Origin of the sequence: Schaalia cardiffensis (assembly GCF_016405145.1) — a bacterium.
GTDB lineage: Bacteria > Actinomycetota > Actinomycetes > Actinomycetales > Actinomycetaceae > Pauljensenia > Pauljensenia cardiffensis.
This window is the reverse complement of sequence record NZ_JAEKIA010000006.1, coordinates 114,219-128,879: the sequence shown is the minus strand read 5'-3', so window position 1 is coordinate 128,879 and position 14,661 is coordinate 114,219. Positions and strand designations below refer to the sequence as shown.

Genomic DNA, 14,661 nt, shown 5'->3' with positions numbered 1-14,661 from the left:
ATCGAGCCGAATCCACATGCACACTTTTTCTTCGCCACAGTCCCATACCTGAAGAAGACACCCATCCTCCCGGCCTTTCACCCCGCTCTTCTTTTACCTGTGGAAGACTTGATGGCATTAAATTCCCTGTGGACGCGCCACGATGGTGCTCTCTTCGCCCTCAAAAGGAGGCGTCATGCCCGATTTGCTCTCCCCCTTGAGCACTGCGCCTCATAAGAGCGCAGCGTTCTTCGACCTCGATAAGACCATTCTTGCGACGGCCTCATCCATGGCCTTGCGGGGGCCTTTCGTGGATGCCGGGCTGGTTACTCGCCGAGCCGCGATCATGTCCGTTCTCGTCCATCTGCCCTATATTCTTCGCGGCGCCGATGAGAACCGTATGAATGAGATGGCGAAAACGCTTGGCGATCTGGCGAAGGGGATTGACGCGCGCCGCCTTGAAGCGACCGTTGAAGAGTCCTTGGATTCAGTTATCGACCCGGTGTGCTACCTCGAAGCTCTTGAGGAGATCACCCGTCACCAAGCCGAAGGGCGGCCCGTCATCGTCGCTTCCGCTTCAGCACTGGAAGTCGTCAGGCCCATCGCGAAGCGCCTCGGAGCCGATGGGATTCTCGCGACCATTGTCGCGAAGGACGAAGAGGGGGCTTTCGCCGGCGAGATCCTCCACTTCAACCAGGCCGAGGGGAAGGCTCGCGCCTGCGCGGAGCTCGCCGCTGAGCGCGGCTGGAACCTCGCCGATTGCTGGGCCTACTCCGATTCGATTTCTGATGAGCCCCTCTTGGCTTCCGTCGGTCATCCGGTCGCGGTGAATCCTGATCGTGCGCTGCGCAAGATCGCTGAGGAACGCGAGTGGCGGATTGAAAGGTTTGAGAAGAAGGCGCGTGTCGGTCGTGCTCTGCCTCGTCCACCCCGCAAGGCAATTTTCGGTCTGGGATGTGCCCTGCTCGCCGTATCGGTCGCGGTGAGCGTGTCTCTTCGTCGCACGAGCGCCTGATCGCGTTGAGCCGTTGTTTACCTCGCTCGGCAGTTGGCTCTCACTCCAGTCGACTGTTGTGCCCCTACTCGTGCCCCGCGACCCGCGAGCACGCCTCGCCCCGCAACACCGCACACGCAACCCTCGCCCCGCAAACAGCGACTACACCTCGCCCCGGCCCCGGCCCCGGCCCCGGCCCCGATCAACTGTTAGCTCTCGCCCAGGCCTGCCACTGCGCTTTTGCCGCAGTCGGCCCGCTTTAGCCCAGTCGCCCCGCCTGCACGTGCAGGGCAATGTTCTCTCCCGCCTTCGCCCCATGCTCAACGGACTTTGTGAAGTGGAGGATCCAGCGGGCCACCCCCTCCTCGTCTGCGCTGACCCAGCCCGCGAGTTCCCGACTCGCCTGCACGGGATCGTGAGCATCGAGCACTGAGATCGTGCACACTCCCGTCGGATCGACTCCTTCGAGGACGAGGAGTCGCCTGGCGAGCGCCGCACCGACTGCCGGAGAGGCCGGAGTGAAGACCTCACGGAACCTGAAATGCGCGAGGATGGCGGCGGCCCTGGCGAGAGCGGGCGCATTCGCGCTCATATACCCTGCGAGTGGCGCGAGGAGCTCAGGTGAATTCGGCATCGCAACACCCCTGGTGCTCATTCTCCCGGATTCGACGAGGCCGGAGCAGATATCCCGGTGGATCGACGCCACAAGCGCAGGCAGGGGAATTTGACGAGGACGAGAGGGCACCCTGGAATTCAGGGGAGGAAATCCTGCGACAAGTCCGGTCTGCGACCTTTGAATCCCAATGGCCAGATCCATTGCTGGGTCTCTTCGAATCGGCGCCCCAGCCTCAGAGGGGCACGAAGCCGTATCAGCATGGGGTGAACCCGCCCCGGCGAGGAACGAATCCGCCCCGGCGGGGCGCTCCCCCACCCCGGCGAGGCTTGCGAGCCTCAGCTCGCTAACACTCGTCCTCGCGCCGAGGATCAGGGCGAGCGCTGTCGCCTCGTGAATGGTCGCCTCGGCTCGCGCCTCCTCCCATCCGCGACGCAGTCCCTCGTGGAATCTCAAGCGCGTGAGGGCATCAATCGCGGAGTTCATGGCTGCCTGCACCTCAGGTCGCGCCGAAGCGCGGGCGAGTACGTGCACCGAAGGGTCGATCAGAGCGTCGATTGTCACCGCATCAGCCTACGGCGCAAAGGAGCGGGGCGCTTTCGGCCATACCCAGCTGTCCTTGCGATACTGAATCCATGTCTTTGCGTTCCGTCATTCGCACACCACACGCGAAGAGCCTCCTCTTCGCCCTCGTGTTCGCACCAGTCGCGCTGATCCTCCTCGGCTCCTCAATGGCGGATGTGCAGGCGAAAACCGCGATCGGCCAGCCTCTCGCCTCCGTTGAGGGACTCATCGGGATGGGTATTGGCGCAGTCCTGTTGACTCTCGTGTCGTTGAACTGCGAGGAATCGCCTGCGGGCATGTTCCTGACGAGCGGTCTTTCTGTGATCGTTGGCGCAGGCCAGTTCGTGGGTTTCTTAAGGATCCCGATGCTCCAGTCCTCTTTCGTGGACTCACTGGATATGCAGGCCGCCGTCTCCTGGAGCCTCTACCCCCTTGCCGTCACTGCGATCACCCTGGGGGCGGCACTCGCTCTCATGGCGACGTTCAAGCGCGCCGCTCACCCGCAGCGGCTTGGTACTTCGCAGGGCCGCAGGATCTTCCACCATCGGCACGCGTGGGTTGCGGGTTTTGCGATCCCAAGCGCCCTGGGGGCGAGCATGCTGTTCATCGTGATTGCCCCTTCCGATACGACCGAGGTCGCCGCCCACGGCCTTGGAGCGCTCGGCCCCTTCACTCCCGGTGCGGCGATTATTGCTTTCACGGCGGCACTTCTGCTGGGGGTTGTTGCATTCATGGCATGCCTATCCTTGACGGGACCTCAGCTGACCGCCTGGTTGTTCATGGTGCTCCCCAGCTACATGCTGTGGCCGCTGTGGACGTCCATCACGGGTTCGGTCGTCAGGCCCGGAGCTTCGATCCTCACTTCCCTGTCGATGGCCGCACCTGTGGTGGCGACCCTCGGCCTCGTCCTCGGTTCCTCCACGATCGGAATCTACTGGGCGAGGTCCTTCGCACTGTCGAATAGTGTCGTCGAGGGCGAGGACGACACTGAAAACGGTGACGTGCACGACGCTCCTGATCCGCGCCTAGCCGAAGAATGAGCCCGCTTCTGCCTCTTTCGCTCGTTATCGTGTGTCAACGAGTAGGAGGAGACGCATGTCTGAGCAGGATTTCCCCCAGCGCCCTGAAGAGGGCGACGCTGAAGAGGCACTGACCCTCGATCCGAATTTCATCTTCGATCGGGGCGAGGAAGAAAACGTTGATCGGGACGAGGAGACGGCGGCGACTGAGGCGCCCCTCGCGCAGGTGCAGACCGTACCCCTCGCGCAGGCGCAGACCGCGCCTCTAGCGCAGACAGAGACCGCGCCCCTAGCCCCCCGCATCCCCCTCCTGAAGGCAGAAGAACCCTCACCCACCGAACCAGAAGCTTCTTCCACACAAAGCCCCTCCCCTATTCAGACGGAGGAGGCTTCCCCCACCGAATCAGAAGCCTCCCCCACGCAGGCGCCCTCCGCCACTCATGCAGAGAGTTTCCCCCCAACCGAATCGAGCGCGCCTCTCGCGCAGGCCTCCTCCCCCATTCAGATGGAGGAGACTTTCGACGAGCCAGAAGCTCCGGAGGCGCGGGACTCCTCGATCGCCACTGGCGAGCAGACTGTGGCTTCAGGGAGCAGCACAGTCCGTCCCGAGCCGCGCGTCGTCTCTGCGGACGCTACGGGGATCCCTGCTGCTCCGACGAGCTCCACGCTCTCGAGCACAGCGAGCAGGTCACCCCTCTCGGACACACCTGCTAGCTCGCCACTTTCGAGCACGTCAGACACCCCGCCCCTCTCGCCGACCTCTGCTAGCTCTCGCATCGCGTCGCTTCCCGCCACCTCATCCATCTCAGAGACACCGAGCAGCTCCCCCGTCTTGGAAACGCAGTCTGTTGGCGACGAGGGAGCAACGAGTAGCTCATCTCCCTCGGCTTCAGCTCCGCCCGACGAGCTCGCCGAGTCCATGTGGGCCGCTGTGCGTGACCGCAGCCGCCAGAGTGACACTGAGAGCGCTCCCGCACTGGCGCAGCCGGTCCTCGCAGGCGAGCAGCCCCTTACTGGCGAGGAGGTTGAGCTTCCCGGTGAGGTTACGCCTGAGGATGACATTGTCGGAGAGTCCGCTCCTGTGATCACGGGTCAGATCGAGACTGTCACGCTGGGCTCGCATACGACCACGATCCCGGTGATGACTGGAGAGATTCCCGTCATGACTCGAATCGACCCGACACCGACTCCTCGTGATGTGCTCGCTCATCGCGTGGAGGGCGAGGACGTTGAGGCGGAGTTCTTTGAAGAATTTGAAGATAGGGAAGAGGGTGAATCCCTCTTTGAGCCTCTCGATGAGACTTCTGTGCAGCGCCGCTCGCTCATAAACCCGAGTGTTGACCTTGATGAGCCTGAGCCTGAAGCCTCATGGCGTCCTCGTGAGGACATTGGCGAGCAGGCCGTCGAAGAGTTGGGAGCCTCAGCAGCCCCGCATTCTCTCGATGACGCGATTTTTGATGGTGCCTCTGTTCAGGCTGAGGTTCCTTCTCGGACGGGAGCCCACTGGGCGAGCCTCTTTGGGTATCTTCTGCTTGCGCCCCTGGCGTGGTTCTTCATCGCAGATTCGGGGGCTCGTCTGACGCTGAATGATGCTGGTTCCGTGGCGACGGGGAGCTTCGCACTCTTGCCTTTCCTTGAGCTCCTCGGTGGACTCGTGCTCGTCCTCTTCCTTTTCCTTCTGGCCCGTAAGTCCTCTTTGGGCCCGTGGTTTGTTGGCGTGTTGACGACGCTTGTGGGACTGCCTTCGCTCATCGTTCCGGGTCTGACCGCTGAGTTTTTTCTGCCGTATTTGCGGATGCTGAGTTCTTCGAGCACGTTCGGCCAGAACCTGAGCCACCATGTGCAGGCTTCAGCCTATTCAGGTCGTTGTTTGCTGGCTGGTTTCGTGCTCATGGGGATTGGCTTTCTTTCCCATTCTGTACGTCGCATTGGCCGGAATGAGGAAGTGCTTCGTGCTGAGGTTGAAAGGATCAATCCTGCGGGGGCTCATTTCACTGCGCGTGCCCGTCGTCGCGCTGCGAAGGCCGCTGCCCGCTTCTGATTTTCCTCTGCCTTAACCGCTTCGACGCGCCGAGTTTTCAACACTTTCGGCGCGTCGAAGCGTATGCGCACACCTTTACGCATCTAAAGGGGCATAATATCCAGTGATCCTCCACACCCCCTTAGAGCGCGGGGGTCGTGACCCACGGCCCGGACGTCCCGGAGCCTTGAGAAGAACGGAGCCAACGCCTCATGATCGGCGACGGAAACTTCATCAGCCAGGTCCCGCTCTTCGGCGGCCTGGATGAGACTCAGCAGATTTCCCTTCAGCAGAAGATGGGGCATACGACCCTTCGACGCGGGGAGACCCTTTTTGACGAGGGCGACCTGGGTGATCGCCTGTACATCGTGACTGAGGGCAAGGTGAAGCTCGGTCACACCTCGAATGACGGACGCGAGTCTTTGCTCGCTGTCCTCGGCCCCGGCGAGATTATCGGTGAGCTCACTCTTTTCGATCCGGGCCCGCGTTCAACGACTGCGACCGCTGTTTCCCCGGTGTCTCTTTTGTACCTCGATCATGAGGATCTGATGGAGATTCTTGATACGAATCCGACTCTCGCGAAGCATATGCTCAAGGCTTTGGCTCAGCGTCTGCGTCGCACGAACGAGTCTCTTTCGGATCTTGTCTTCTCTGATGTTCCGGGTCGTGTTGCGAAGGCGCTGCTTGATCTTGCGGATCGTTTTGGTACTGCGACGGATAAGGGTGTGCATGTTCCCCATGACCTGACTCAGGAGGAGCTTGCGCAGCTTGTCGGCGCTTCGCGGGAAACGGTGAATAAGTCGCTCGCAGACTTCGTTTCGCGCGGTTGGATTCGTCTTGAGGGCCGTGCGGTGACTTTGCTGGATGTTGATCGGCTTGCGCGTCGCGCACGCTGATTCACTGCGGGGGCTTGGTCATCCTGGGAGCTTCTGGTGTTGAGAAGTTGCCTGGCTGATTGAGAGCCCACTTCCACTTGGGGCGTCCGGAGCTTGTGCTCTGGGCGCCCTTCGCGTTCATTCAGGACGTCCTTCGGCACCCGGGCACATTTCGTTTTCTGAGTTGGGTGTGTGTAAAGCGGTGGGGGTTGGGAGCAGTTTCCTGTTCCCAACCCCCACCAGTCAGCGTCGGCGTTTCAGCGCCTCAACGCTTCGCGTGTCTCAGGCCTGTTCACGCTTGCGACGCACCGCGAGCATCACAGCACCCGCCCCACCCAAGATGGTCGAACCAAGGAGGAGCCCACTACCGGACAAACCAGTCTTGGCGAGCTTCTTGTCCACATAGGTGTTCGTCACGGTGAAGCCATCTCGCATATCACCCTTCACCTTCGCCTCATAACCTTCCAAGGCATCTTCAGTGATGGTGTAAGCGATCTCCTTACCGTCCTTGAACTTAGGAAGACCATCGAAGGAACCCTTCCAGTCCACGGCGGCATCAAGGGTCAACACCTTGCCCGTATCATCCTTGCCAGCGTAGAGGTGGAAAGTCGCGCTCGCGCCCGTCTTCCCTTCCCACTTCTTGACAACTGGGATGGAGACCTGCTCAGGAACATGAGTATTCGTCACGGTGTAACCCTTTTGGGCATCACCTTCAACCTTCGCCTCATACCCCTGGGGAACGTCCACCTCTTCAACCGTGTACCCGATCTTCTTGCCATTGTTGTTGATGAACAGATCCGTCCACGTGTGAGTCCACTTGTTGTCAGCGTTCAACACAACCGGCTCACCAAGAGCCTTCTCATCGGCCTTCAACTGGACCTTCACCGAATCAGGACGCACACCATCTTGGTTATCAGCGTCATCCCACACCTTCGACACCGACACAGACGTCTTACCCGGAGTGTACGAGTTCGTGATCGTCCCATCAGCATCAATCTTCGTCGCATACTCCCCGACAGCATCCTCAGTCACCGTGTAGACGATCTCATCACCCTTATCGGTGTACTTGGGAAGATCCGTGAACGAATACGCCCAGTTATTAGCAGCCGTGACCTTCTGAGATGCCTGCTCCCCATCCTTCGTCTTCAAACGAACAGTAATCTCACCCGGACGCTTACTATCACGATCATTGTCATCGTCCCAGGTCTTCACACCCTCAACTTTGACCTTCTCAATATTCGTGTTCGTGATCGTGAAGCCACACTCCGCATCCGCACGGACCTGCTGATCCGCACGAGGAAGCGGACACGGAACGAAGTCACTCACCGTCACCTCATACTTCGAGGTATCAACATCTACCTCCTTGACCGTGTACTTGATCTCGTGACCATCTTTGTACTTCGGAAGAGGATTGAAAACGCCCTGCCAGCCATTGCCTTCGTTCAAGGTCAAGGTCTTACCCGCAACCTCACCATCAGTGTCGAACAACTGAACGGTTGCTTGCGTACCCTTCGGGCCGACCCAGACTTTCTTCACAGGTACTGCAACGGTGTCAGGATTTCGAATGTTCGTGATATTGAAACCGTTGATGTCGGGGATCTCATATCCTTCGACTTGATCTTCAGCAATTGTGTAGCTGATTTCCGTGCCTGTAGTCGGGTCGTACTTCGGAAGGTCTCTGAAGGTGTACGTCCACTCGCCGTCAGGGCCGGCCTCCACCTTTTCTTCCTTCACGAGCTTGCCGTCGCCCAGAAGCTTGACCGTGATCTCTTTCGGACGCTTCCGATCGCGATCATTGTCATCGTTCCACGTCTTCACTCCGAAGATGGTGGTCGTCTCTATGTTCGTGTTCTTGATCGTGAAGCCGTCCGCCACAGAACCGGTGATCTCTGACTTGTAGCCCGGGACGGCAACCTCTTCGAGCGAGTACTCGACCTTCTTCTTATTCTTGTGTGTCGGAAGATCCTTAAAGGTGCCTTGCCAGTTGTTGTCCTTGTTGAGAGTCAGCGTCTTCCCTTCGGGCTGATTATCAGCCAGGAGCTTGACGGTGACAGAATCCGTGGCGGGACCAACCCACTCCTTTTTGACAGAAATGTTCACTGTCTCGAGAGTGTTCGTCACGGTAAATGTACGGGTCTGCGGATCGTACGAAGGCGCACTGGTCGTATACCCGACCGGAACAGGATCCTCTTCAACCGTGTAATTGATTTCCTCACCCGTAGAGGAGAACTTGCGAAGGCCCGTGAAGACGCCCTTCCACCCCTCTGACTTCTTCAAAGTCAGAGTCTGAGCAGGAATATCAGGGTCATCGGCCACAAGCTTGACAACCACCTCATCCGGACGGTTACCGTCTACGCCGTCAGAGTCAACCCAATTCTTCTCAGCGGTGATCTCGATGGTTATCGGCTCGTTCTTAACTGTCAGCTCAGCGGCGGAGTCGGCATTAACCGTGAGGACATGCTCGGTCTCATCCGCGATATACCCTTTCGGAGCTTCAATCTCTTTGACCTTGTATTGCTGGCCTGCGACGAGGGCATCAGATGTCACGGTGCCGTCATCGCCAGTGGTGAGTTTGAAAGTCTGCCCATCCGGTTTCGTGACCTCGAACACAGCGCCCTTTAAAGTGATGGTGGGATCTGTCGCATCGACCTTCTTGAGTTTAATCTTCGAAGCATCGTCATTCGAGCCCGTGCCACCTGACTCAGCGGACTGGTAGGTATAGGTCTTCGAGAAATCCTTAATCTGGTCTGAATTCAGAGTCAGCTTATTCTTCAACTGCTTGCCAGGCTTCGTGTAGGTCGTCGAATAACGCAGCGCTAACTGCTTACCGGAAATGTCGCCGAGCCTAATCGTGAACGACCGCTTGTCGGGAGCGAGCGTAAAATTACCTCCTGGCCCCTCGATTAAATCAATCGTTTTAAGAGTTGTCGATTGTTCACCATTTTCACTGTATTCTCGTTCCTCTAGGATGAAGCTACCGGGAATGTAGGTTTCATCCCCCATTCCTTCAGAAAGTGAGTCAGTAATCACAGCATTCTTATGGTCATGCTTAGCATGGTTGATTCGAGCCCCCCATTTTACCACATGAGGGTCCATTGAATCAGGATTACCCCATTTCAGAAGATCCTCGTTAACAATAGGTCCCGGCAGGTAGGGAGTCATCTCAGTAGTTATAGGGACCTTCGACACTGTGACCGTGAACTTGTTAACCTCATTCACTTTCAGTTTGTCCATATTGAACTGAGCGCCCATCCAGAGCGTTCCATGATTATTGAGTTTACCCTCAACCTTTTCATTGAATGTTACGGTAACCGTCCCCCCAATATCACCGGGCCCGGGCTGAATTATTCCCTTGCCAATGACGACACTAGGGTCATCCTTCCGAGTGAGATTAAATTCCCGCTGCACTGCCCCAGCTGGAAACTTCATAGTGTCAGGGAGTTCGATATGGAATTGATCGCCTGACTTAAGCGTGTCACCCAGATGGTCAGCATTCCAATCCATCTTCAGGAGGAAGGTCTGCGTGTGGTGGATCTTCTCGACTGTCTCCTTAGTGATATTACGAATCTCGAAGTTCGTAATCTTCACATCCACGTCAACTACTTGACCCTCTTCGGCTCTTGCCATCGTCGTCAAGCCTGGGACCACCAGGGCGAAGGCGAGAATGAACGCGACGAACGCCGCTAAACGCCGAATATTCAATCGATCAGATCGTGGGAACACGAATCAACCTTCCACTCGTCTGGACCGCACAGCGCGGATACAAAAGCTGTGGCTCACAAAGAGAACGATACGACAGAGCCGACACCACTCCCTGGAGAGATAACCCCGCCAGTGTTTCATAGCGTGGCGCGCAGAAGCAAGGGATTTACGTGCAAAATGGCCCATTCGCGCCTCAGATTTTCGACAACACCCCTTGGCTCATCGACCGCGAGGACTAGCCGCATTGGCAGCGATTGCAGGGAAAACGGGGTGAGGTAGCTGGTGTGACATGTCCAAACACCCGTCTCCAAACACCCGTACACCTGTAGGATTTACCACAGCAGTTGAGATCAGAAGCATGACATGAAGCAGCCCACTAAAGGAGACCAGTGCACGAACATGGATATTTCAAACTTTGAGCGATTTCACCGCTTTCAAAGTGAAAAGATCCATTAGGCCCCTCTCACGGCAAAGCTCAATCTTCAACAGGACGCTTTAAATAGGCGACAAGATTCTCCGAACCAGTCGGACCTGGGATCACCTGGACCAACTCCCAACCCTCAGCCCCCCACTGATCAAGGATCGCCTTCGTCGCATGCGTCAACAACGGAATCGTCACATACTCCCACTTCACCATGAGCCCATCCTATCGAAACACACAACGCACCCAGCACTCACCAAGCCTGGGAGTCCACGAAGAAACAATAGAACCCACAGGCCAAGCGCTTCACAGTTACTTCAAGCGCGAACATGCGCAAGAACCCTCGGCACCTTCGGGGAACGGATCTCAACAGCGAGAGGATCATCAGATTCCCTCAACCACCCATACCAGTTCTCCACACCCTCATAATGGCGCAGCATCGCACGGCGTTCACGCTCGGTCAGTCCACCCCATACACCGAAGTTCGCTTCGGACTGAAGAGCGTCAGCCAGGCACTCCAGACGCACCTCGCATTGAAGACACCGAACGCGGACCTGACGCTGAGTCGCTCCCTGAACGAACAGGGCATCAGGTTCACAAGAAGCGCAAAGAGCCCGCGCAACCCAACTCTGGTCGTCATCGACACTGTTCATGGATTGATACTCCAAATCGCTCGCCAATGAGCTTTCACATGTGACGATACACACATTTTGCGAGAGAGTCCAAACCTGGATCCCACCACGCGGACCACCCACCGGCCCCAGCCCGCCCCTCACCTTGTGGTACCACGTATTCTGGACCTATGTCGCAACACCATCCGCGCCTCGTGAGCCCGGCACAACTCCTCGGACTCCTCCTCTCCTTCATCTCCGTCTCCGCTCTTATGGGCATCCTCGGAGCCGGCCTCCTCGTCCCTCTCACCGGATCAGCGGCAATCGCAACAAAAGCAGTTCCCTCAATCCTCAACGATCTCCCCAGCAAAATCGAAGTCGTCGAACCCGCAGAAGAATCCCAACTCCTCGACGCCAATGGCGGTGTCATCGCCCGCTTCTACGACAAGCAACGGATCGTCGTCCCCTCCGCGAACATCGCCGACATCATGAAACAAGCGATCGTCGCAATTGAAGACAAACGCTTCTACGAACACAACGGCGTCGACGCCACAGGAATCGCCCGCGCCCTCATCAACAACCTCGGCGAATCAGGGACCCAAGGCGCATCCACCATCACCCAACAGTACGTGCGCAACGCCCTCGCCGAAAAAGGCTACCTCGAAGGCGACGCCGACCAAGTCAGCGCAGCCACCGAACAAACCACCGCCCGCAAACTCCGCGAAATCAAATACGCCCTCGCCATCGAAAGGACGATGGACAAAGACCAAATCCTCACCGGATACCTCAACATCGCGCCCTTCGGCCCCATCACCTACGGCGCCGAAGCCGCATCCCAACGCTACTTCTCCAAATCGGCCTCCGAACTGAACTACCTCGAAGCAGCAACTCTCGCCGGCCTCGTCCAATCCCCCGTCGAGTACGACCCACTCATCTACCCGGAAGCCTCCCAAGAACGACGCAACTTGGTCCTCAGCGTCATGCTCGAACAAGGAGTCATCACAAGCGAGGAGTACGACGCCGGAATCGAAACCCCCCTTGTCGACACACTCAACCCCACCAACACCGCCGAAGGTTGTATCGGCGCAAACGGTTCGACCGGTTACTTCTGCAACTACGTCATCACTCGATTCCTCCAAGATGAAGCCTTCGGTCAAACCGCAGCCGAACGCGAACACCTCCTCAAGACCGGCGGTCTCACCATCCGCACAACCCTCGACCCGGCGAAGCAACAAGCCGCCTACGCGGCCCTCACAAGCGCCATCCCCGTTGACGACCCCTCCGACGTAGACGATGCTCTCGTCTCACTCATACCCAGCACCGGCGCAATCGTCGCCATGGCCCAAAACACAACCTACGGCGTCGAAGCAGGCCAGACCATGAGCTCCTACGCCGCAGACGGCCAATTCCAGATCGGCTCAACATTCAAAGTCTTCACCCTGGCTGAATGGTTCAAAGAAGGCCACTCCGCATACGAAACCGTCGGCTCAACCAACAGGAACTACGGTTCAGGCGCCTTCCGGTGCGGCGGCACCCCCATCGGCACCGAACCCTGGAGAGTAGAAGACCTCGCAGGTAAAGACGGCCCAATGAATGTCGTCAAAGCGACCGGGCTATCCGTCAACCAAGCCTTCGTCAACATGGCATCCAGAGTCGACTTCTGCCAAATCTTCCAAACCGCCGCCGACATGGGCATCACCGAAAACGGTGAAACGATCGCGGCCCTACCCGCAAACATCATCGGATCCTCCTCCGCATCCCCCCTCCAAGTCGCCAGCGCCTTCGCAGTTTTCGACAACGGCGGATTACTCTGCGAACCCATGTCGATCTCAACAGTCACCGACCGCGATGAGAACACCGTGAAGGAATTCGCCCCCAACTGCTCGCAAGTCCTCGACTCAAACGTCGCCAACCAGGTTGCAACCCTCCTGACGGCATCCGCCAGCCAGTACTACACCTCCACACGGCTCGCCGACGGACGACCCTTCGCCGCAAAATCCGGCACAACCGACTACTCCGCGAACACCTGGCTCACCGGCTTCACCCCCTCCCTCGTCACCTCCGCCTGGGTCGGCCACGCTGATTCTTCGACCACCCCGGTCCGCGATATCGTCATCAACGGCACCTACTACCACGCAATCTTCGGCGAGACCTTCGTCGGACAACAGATCTGGGCGCCCTACATGTCCGCGGCCCTCGCCGACACAGGGATTGAACCCATGCATAACGCTTCACTCGGCAACTCCGCGGTAGGCACGCCTCGACAGCCTCGGTAAGGAGCCCGGGCCGACACTGACTCCACCCCTCAGAACACGGCACCTGTAGCGCCGCAAGACTCACCCAAGGAATAGGAGACTGACGATGACGAGCGACGCTCTTCCCCTCGGGCTCGACCTCATCGCCGACCGCCCCTCGATCGCCCCGCGCGCCCTCATTGCGACAGGCCGCGCGCTCGGCATCGCCGCCGGGACCCTCACCGGAACAGGGCTCCTCGCCCTCGCATGGGGAAGCGTGGAAAGACGCATGCCGGTTCTGCGCAGAATCGCCATCGACATGCCCGCACACCGCGGCATCAAAACAATGACGATCCTGCACCTGTCCGACCTTCACCTCTTCCCCGGACAGGAGTTCCTCGTTACCTTCCTTCGACGCGTCGCCGCTGAAGAACACATCGACCTCGTCGTCTCAACGGGCGACAACTTCGGACTCTCAGAGGGACTGCCGCTGCTCGAAGACGCCTACGAGCCCCTCCTCGCTCTGCCCGGTGCATTCGTATTCGGCTCCAACGACTACTACTCGGCACAGAAGAAGAACTGGGGACGCTACCTCCTCGGCTCCTCAAAACTGCCAAAGAGTTCAATACCGGACCTGCCGTGGATAGAACTCGCCCGCCGTTTCAAAGACGCCGGATGGCTCGACCTGTCCAATCGGGCTGGCACGCTGAATGTGGAACCCTGCGGCGGCGACGGATCCGCATGTGGGAGGTCTGCACTCGGGGATTCCTCGTGTGGCGGGTTACCGCTTGGGGGCTCCGCACTTGGGGGGTCACAACTCAATGGCTCCGCACCCGAAGCTTCGCAAAGAGTTTCCTTCCTCGGAACCGACGACCCGCATATCGGTCGCGACCGGATCGTCGACCCAGATCCCTCCTGGGCTCTGGACTCCTCACTTCGCATCGGTGTCACGCACGCCCCCTACACGCGCGTCCTCAACGCCTTCACCGCGGCTGGAGCGGACCTCATCCTCGCCGGCCACACGCACGGAGGCCAGATCGGAGTGCCAGGCTACGGAGCTATTGTCACGAACTGCGACATCAAACAAAAATACGCAAAAGGACTTCATCGCTGGCATTCGGGCGATCGCTCCTCCCTCCTGCACGTGTCCGCCGGACTCGGCACTTCCCCCTATGCTCCCGTCAGGATCGCGACGAGGCCGGAAGCTTCCCTCTTGACGATCCGCTCAGTCTGAGTGGCGCGCCCTCTCGCCAAGCCTTGAACGTGGGGCGGATGCCTGAAGAGCCGTCCATTAAGGGGGCATGGCAGTTTGGCTGGAGCCATGCGCGGGAGCCGTGCGGTCGCGGTCGCGTTTTGAGAAGCGCACCCTGTGAGCCGCGCGGCGGCAGCAGTCCTCTGGCAACCGTGCGCGGTAGCCGTGCGGTTGTCGCGGCCGTGAAGCGAGAGCCATGCGCGGGAAGCGTGTGGTTGCGGCCGTGTAGAGGATGGCGGTCGAACAGGGTCTGTTTGGAAGAAACATGCGCTAAACAGAACTTGAAGGCTCGAGTGAACACCCCAAACTCCCCTCAGCCTGGGGATTCCAGGCCGAGGGACGCGAGCACTCAAGAATGCTGTTGAACTGTCAAGCTA

The 14,661-nt window shown here is 58.8% G+C and carries 11 protein-coding genes; 6 read left to right on the top strand and 5 right to left on the bottom strand.

Annotation, left to right across the window (positions count from 1 at the left end):
• Positions 1–175: 175 nt before the first annotated feature.
• The gene (locus JFX23_RS05105) at positions 176–994 is read left to right on the top strand and encodes an HAD family hydrolase (RefSeq protein WP_198775999.1); all 819 of its coding nucleotides are present in this window, start codon (positions 176–178) and stop codon (positions 992–994) included.
• Between the two features lie 238 nt (positions 995–1,232).
• Here JFX23_RS05105 and JFX23_RS05100 read toward each other — a convergent pair whose 3' ends face one another.
• The gene (locus JFX23_RS05100; protein WP_198775998.1) at positions 1,233–2,150 is read right to left on the bottom strand and encodes a hypothetical protein; all 918 of its coding nucleotides are present in this window, start codon (positions 2,148–2,150) and stop codon (positions 1,233–1,235) included.
• A 71-nt stretch (positions 2,151–2,221) separates the two neighbouring features.
• Here JFX23_RS05100 and JFX23_RS05095 point away from each other — a divergent pair, with 71 nt between their 5' ends.
• Positions 2,222–3,190, top strand: a complete 969-nt coding sequence (locus JFX23_RS05095) for a hypothetical protein (protein WP_198775997.1) — start codon at positions 2,222–2,224, stop codon at positions 3,188–3,190.
• 480 nt (positions 3,191–3,670) lie between these two features.
• Here JFX23_RS05095 and JFX23_RS05090 read toward each other — a convergent pair whose 3' ends face one another.
• Positions 3,671–4,090, bottom strand: a complete 420-nt coding sequence (locus JFX23_RS05090) for a hypothetical protein (protein ID WP_198775996.1) — start codon at positions 4,088–4,090, stop codon at positions 3,671–3,673.
• A gap of 10 nt (positions 4,091–4,100) precedes the next feature.
• Between JFX23_RS05090 and JFX23_RS05085 the strand changes: the two genes are divergently transcribed.
• Entirely contained in the window at positions 4,101–5,210 is a 1,110-nt protein-coding gene (locus tag JFX23_RS05085) for a hypothetical protein (protein ID WP_198775995.1), read from the top strand.
• Between the two features lie 191 nt (positions 5,211–5,401).
• Positions 5,402–6,085, top strand: a complete 684-nt coding sequence (locus JFX23_RS05080) for a Crp/Fnr family transcriptional regulator (RefSeq protein ID WP_005962542.1) — start codon at positions 5,402–5,404, stop codon at positions 6,083–6,085.
• A gap of 261 nt (positions 6,086–6,346) precedes the next feature.
• Here JFX23_RS05080 and JFX23_RS05075 read toward each other — a convergent pair whose 3' ends face one another.
• The 3 genes from JFX23_RS05075 to JFX23_RS05065 form a co-directional block, all read right to left on the bottom strand.
• Positions 6,347–9,787, bottom strand: coding sequence for a Cna B-type domain-containing protein (locus JFX23_RS05075; RefSeq protein ID WP_198775994.1), 3,441 nt, complete (start codon positions 9,785–9,787; stop codon positions 6,347–6,349).
• A 454-nt stretch (positions 9,788–10,241) separates the two neighbouring features.
• On the bottom strand, positions 10,242–10,403 hold the full coding sequence (locus JFX23_RS05070) for a DUF4177 domain-containing protein (RefSeq protein WP_198775993.1): 162 nt from the start codon (positions 10,401–10,403) through the stop codon (positions 10,242–10,244).
• A gap of 101 nt (positions 10,404–10,504) precedes the next feature.
• Entirely contained in the window at positions 10,505–10,840 is a 336-nt protein-coding gene (locus tag JFX23_RS05065) for a WhiB family transcriptional regulator (protein WP_005962546.1), read from the bottom strand.
• 149 nt (positions 10,841–10,989) lie between these two features.
• On the opposite strand from JFX23_RS05065, the gene JFX23_RS05060 reads away from it, so the two are divergent.
• Entirely contained in the window at positions 10,990–13,074 is a 2,085-nt protein-coding gene (locus JFX23_RS05060; RefSeq protein ID WP_198775992.1) for a transglycosylase domain-containing protein, read from the top strand.
• Positions 13,075–13,159: 85 nt separating this feature from the next.
• The gene (locus tag JFX23_RS05055; RefSeq protein ID WP_198775991.1) at positions 13,160–14,266 is read left to right on the top strand and encodes a metallophosphoesterase; all 1,107 of its coding nucleotides are present in this window, start codon (positions 13,160–13,162) and stop codon (positions 14,264–14,266) included.
• The last annotated feature ends 395 nt before the right edge of the window (positions 14,267–14,661 follow it).

What these genes read in the sequence shown, in the direction of transcription:
- JFX23_RS05070 (WP_198775993.1), bottom strand. Translation starts at nt 10,403, where the DNA reads ATGGTGAAGTGGGAGTATGTGACGATTCCGTTGTTGACGCATGCGACG.
- JFX23_RS05060 (WP_198775992.1), top strand. Translation starts at nt 10,990, where the DNA reads ATGTCGCAACACCATCCGCGCCTCGTGAGCCCGGCACAACTCCTCGGA.
- JFX23_RS05055 (WP_198775991.1), top strand. Translation starts at nt 13,160, where the DNA reads ATGACGAGCGACGCTCTTCCCCTCGGGCTCGACCTCATCGCCGACCGC.
- JFX23_RS05090 (WP_198775996.1), bottom strand. Translation starts at nt 4,090, where the DNA reads ATGGACTCGGCGAGCTCGTCGGGCGGAGCTGAAGCCGAGGGAGATGAG.
- JFX23_RS05095 (WP_198775997.1), top strand. Translation starts at nt 2,222, where the DNA reads ATGTCTTTGCGTTCCGTCATTCGCACACCACACGCGAAGAGCCTCCTC.
- JFX23_RS05080 (WP_005962542.1), top strand. Translation starts at nt 5,402, where the DNA reads ATGATCGGCGACGGAAACTTCATCAGCCAGGTCCCGCTCTTCGGCGGC.
- JFX23_RS05065 (WP_005962546.1), bottom strand. Translation starts at nt 10,840, where the DNA reads ATGAACAGTGTCGATGACGACCAGAGTTGGGTTGCGCGGGCTCTTTGC.
- JFX23_RS05105 (WP_198775999.1), top strand. Translation starts at nt 176, where the DNA reads ATGCCCGATTTGCTCTCCCCCTTGAGCACTGCGCCTCATAAGAGCGCA.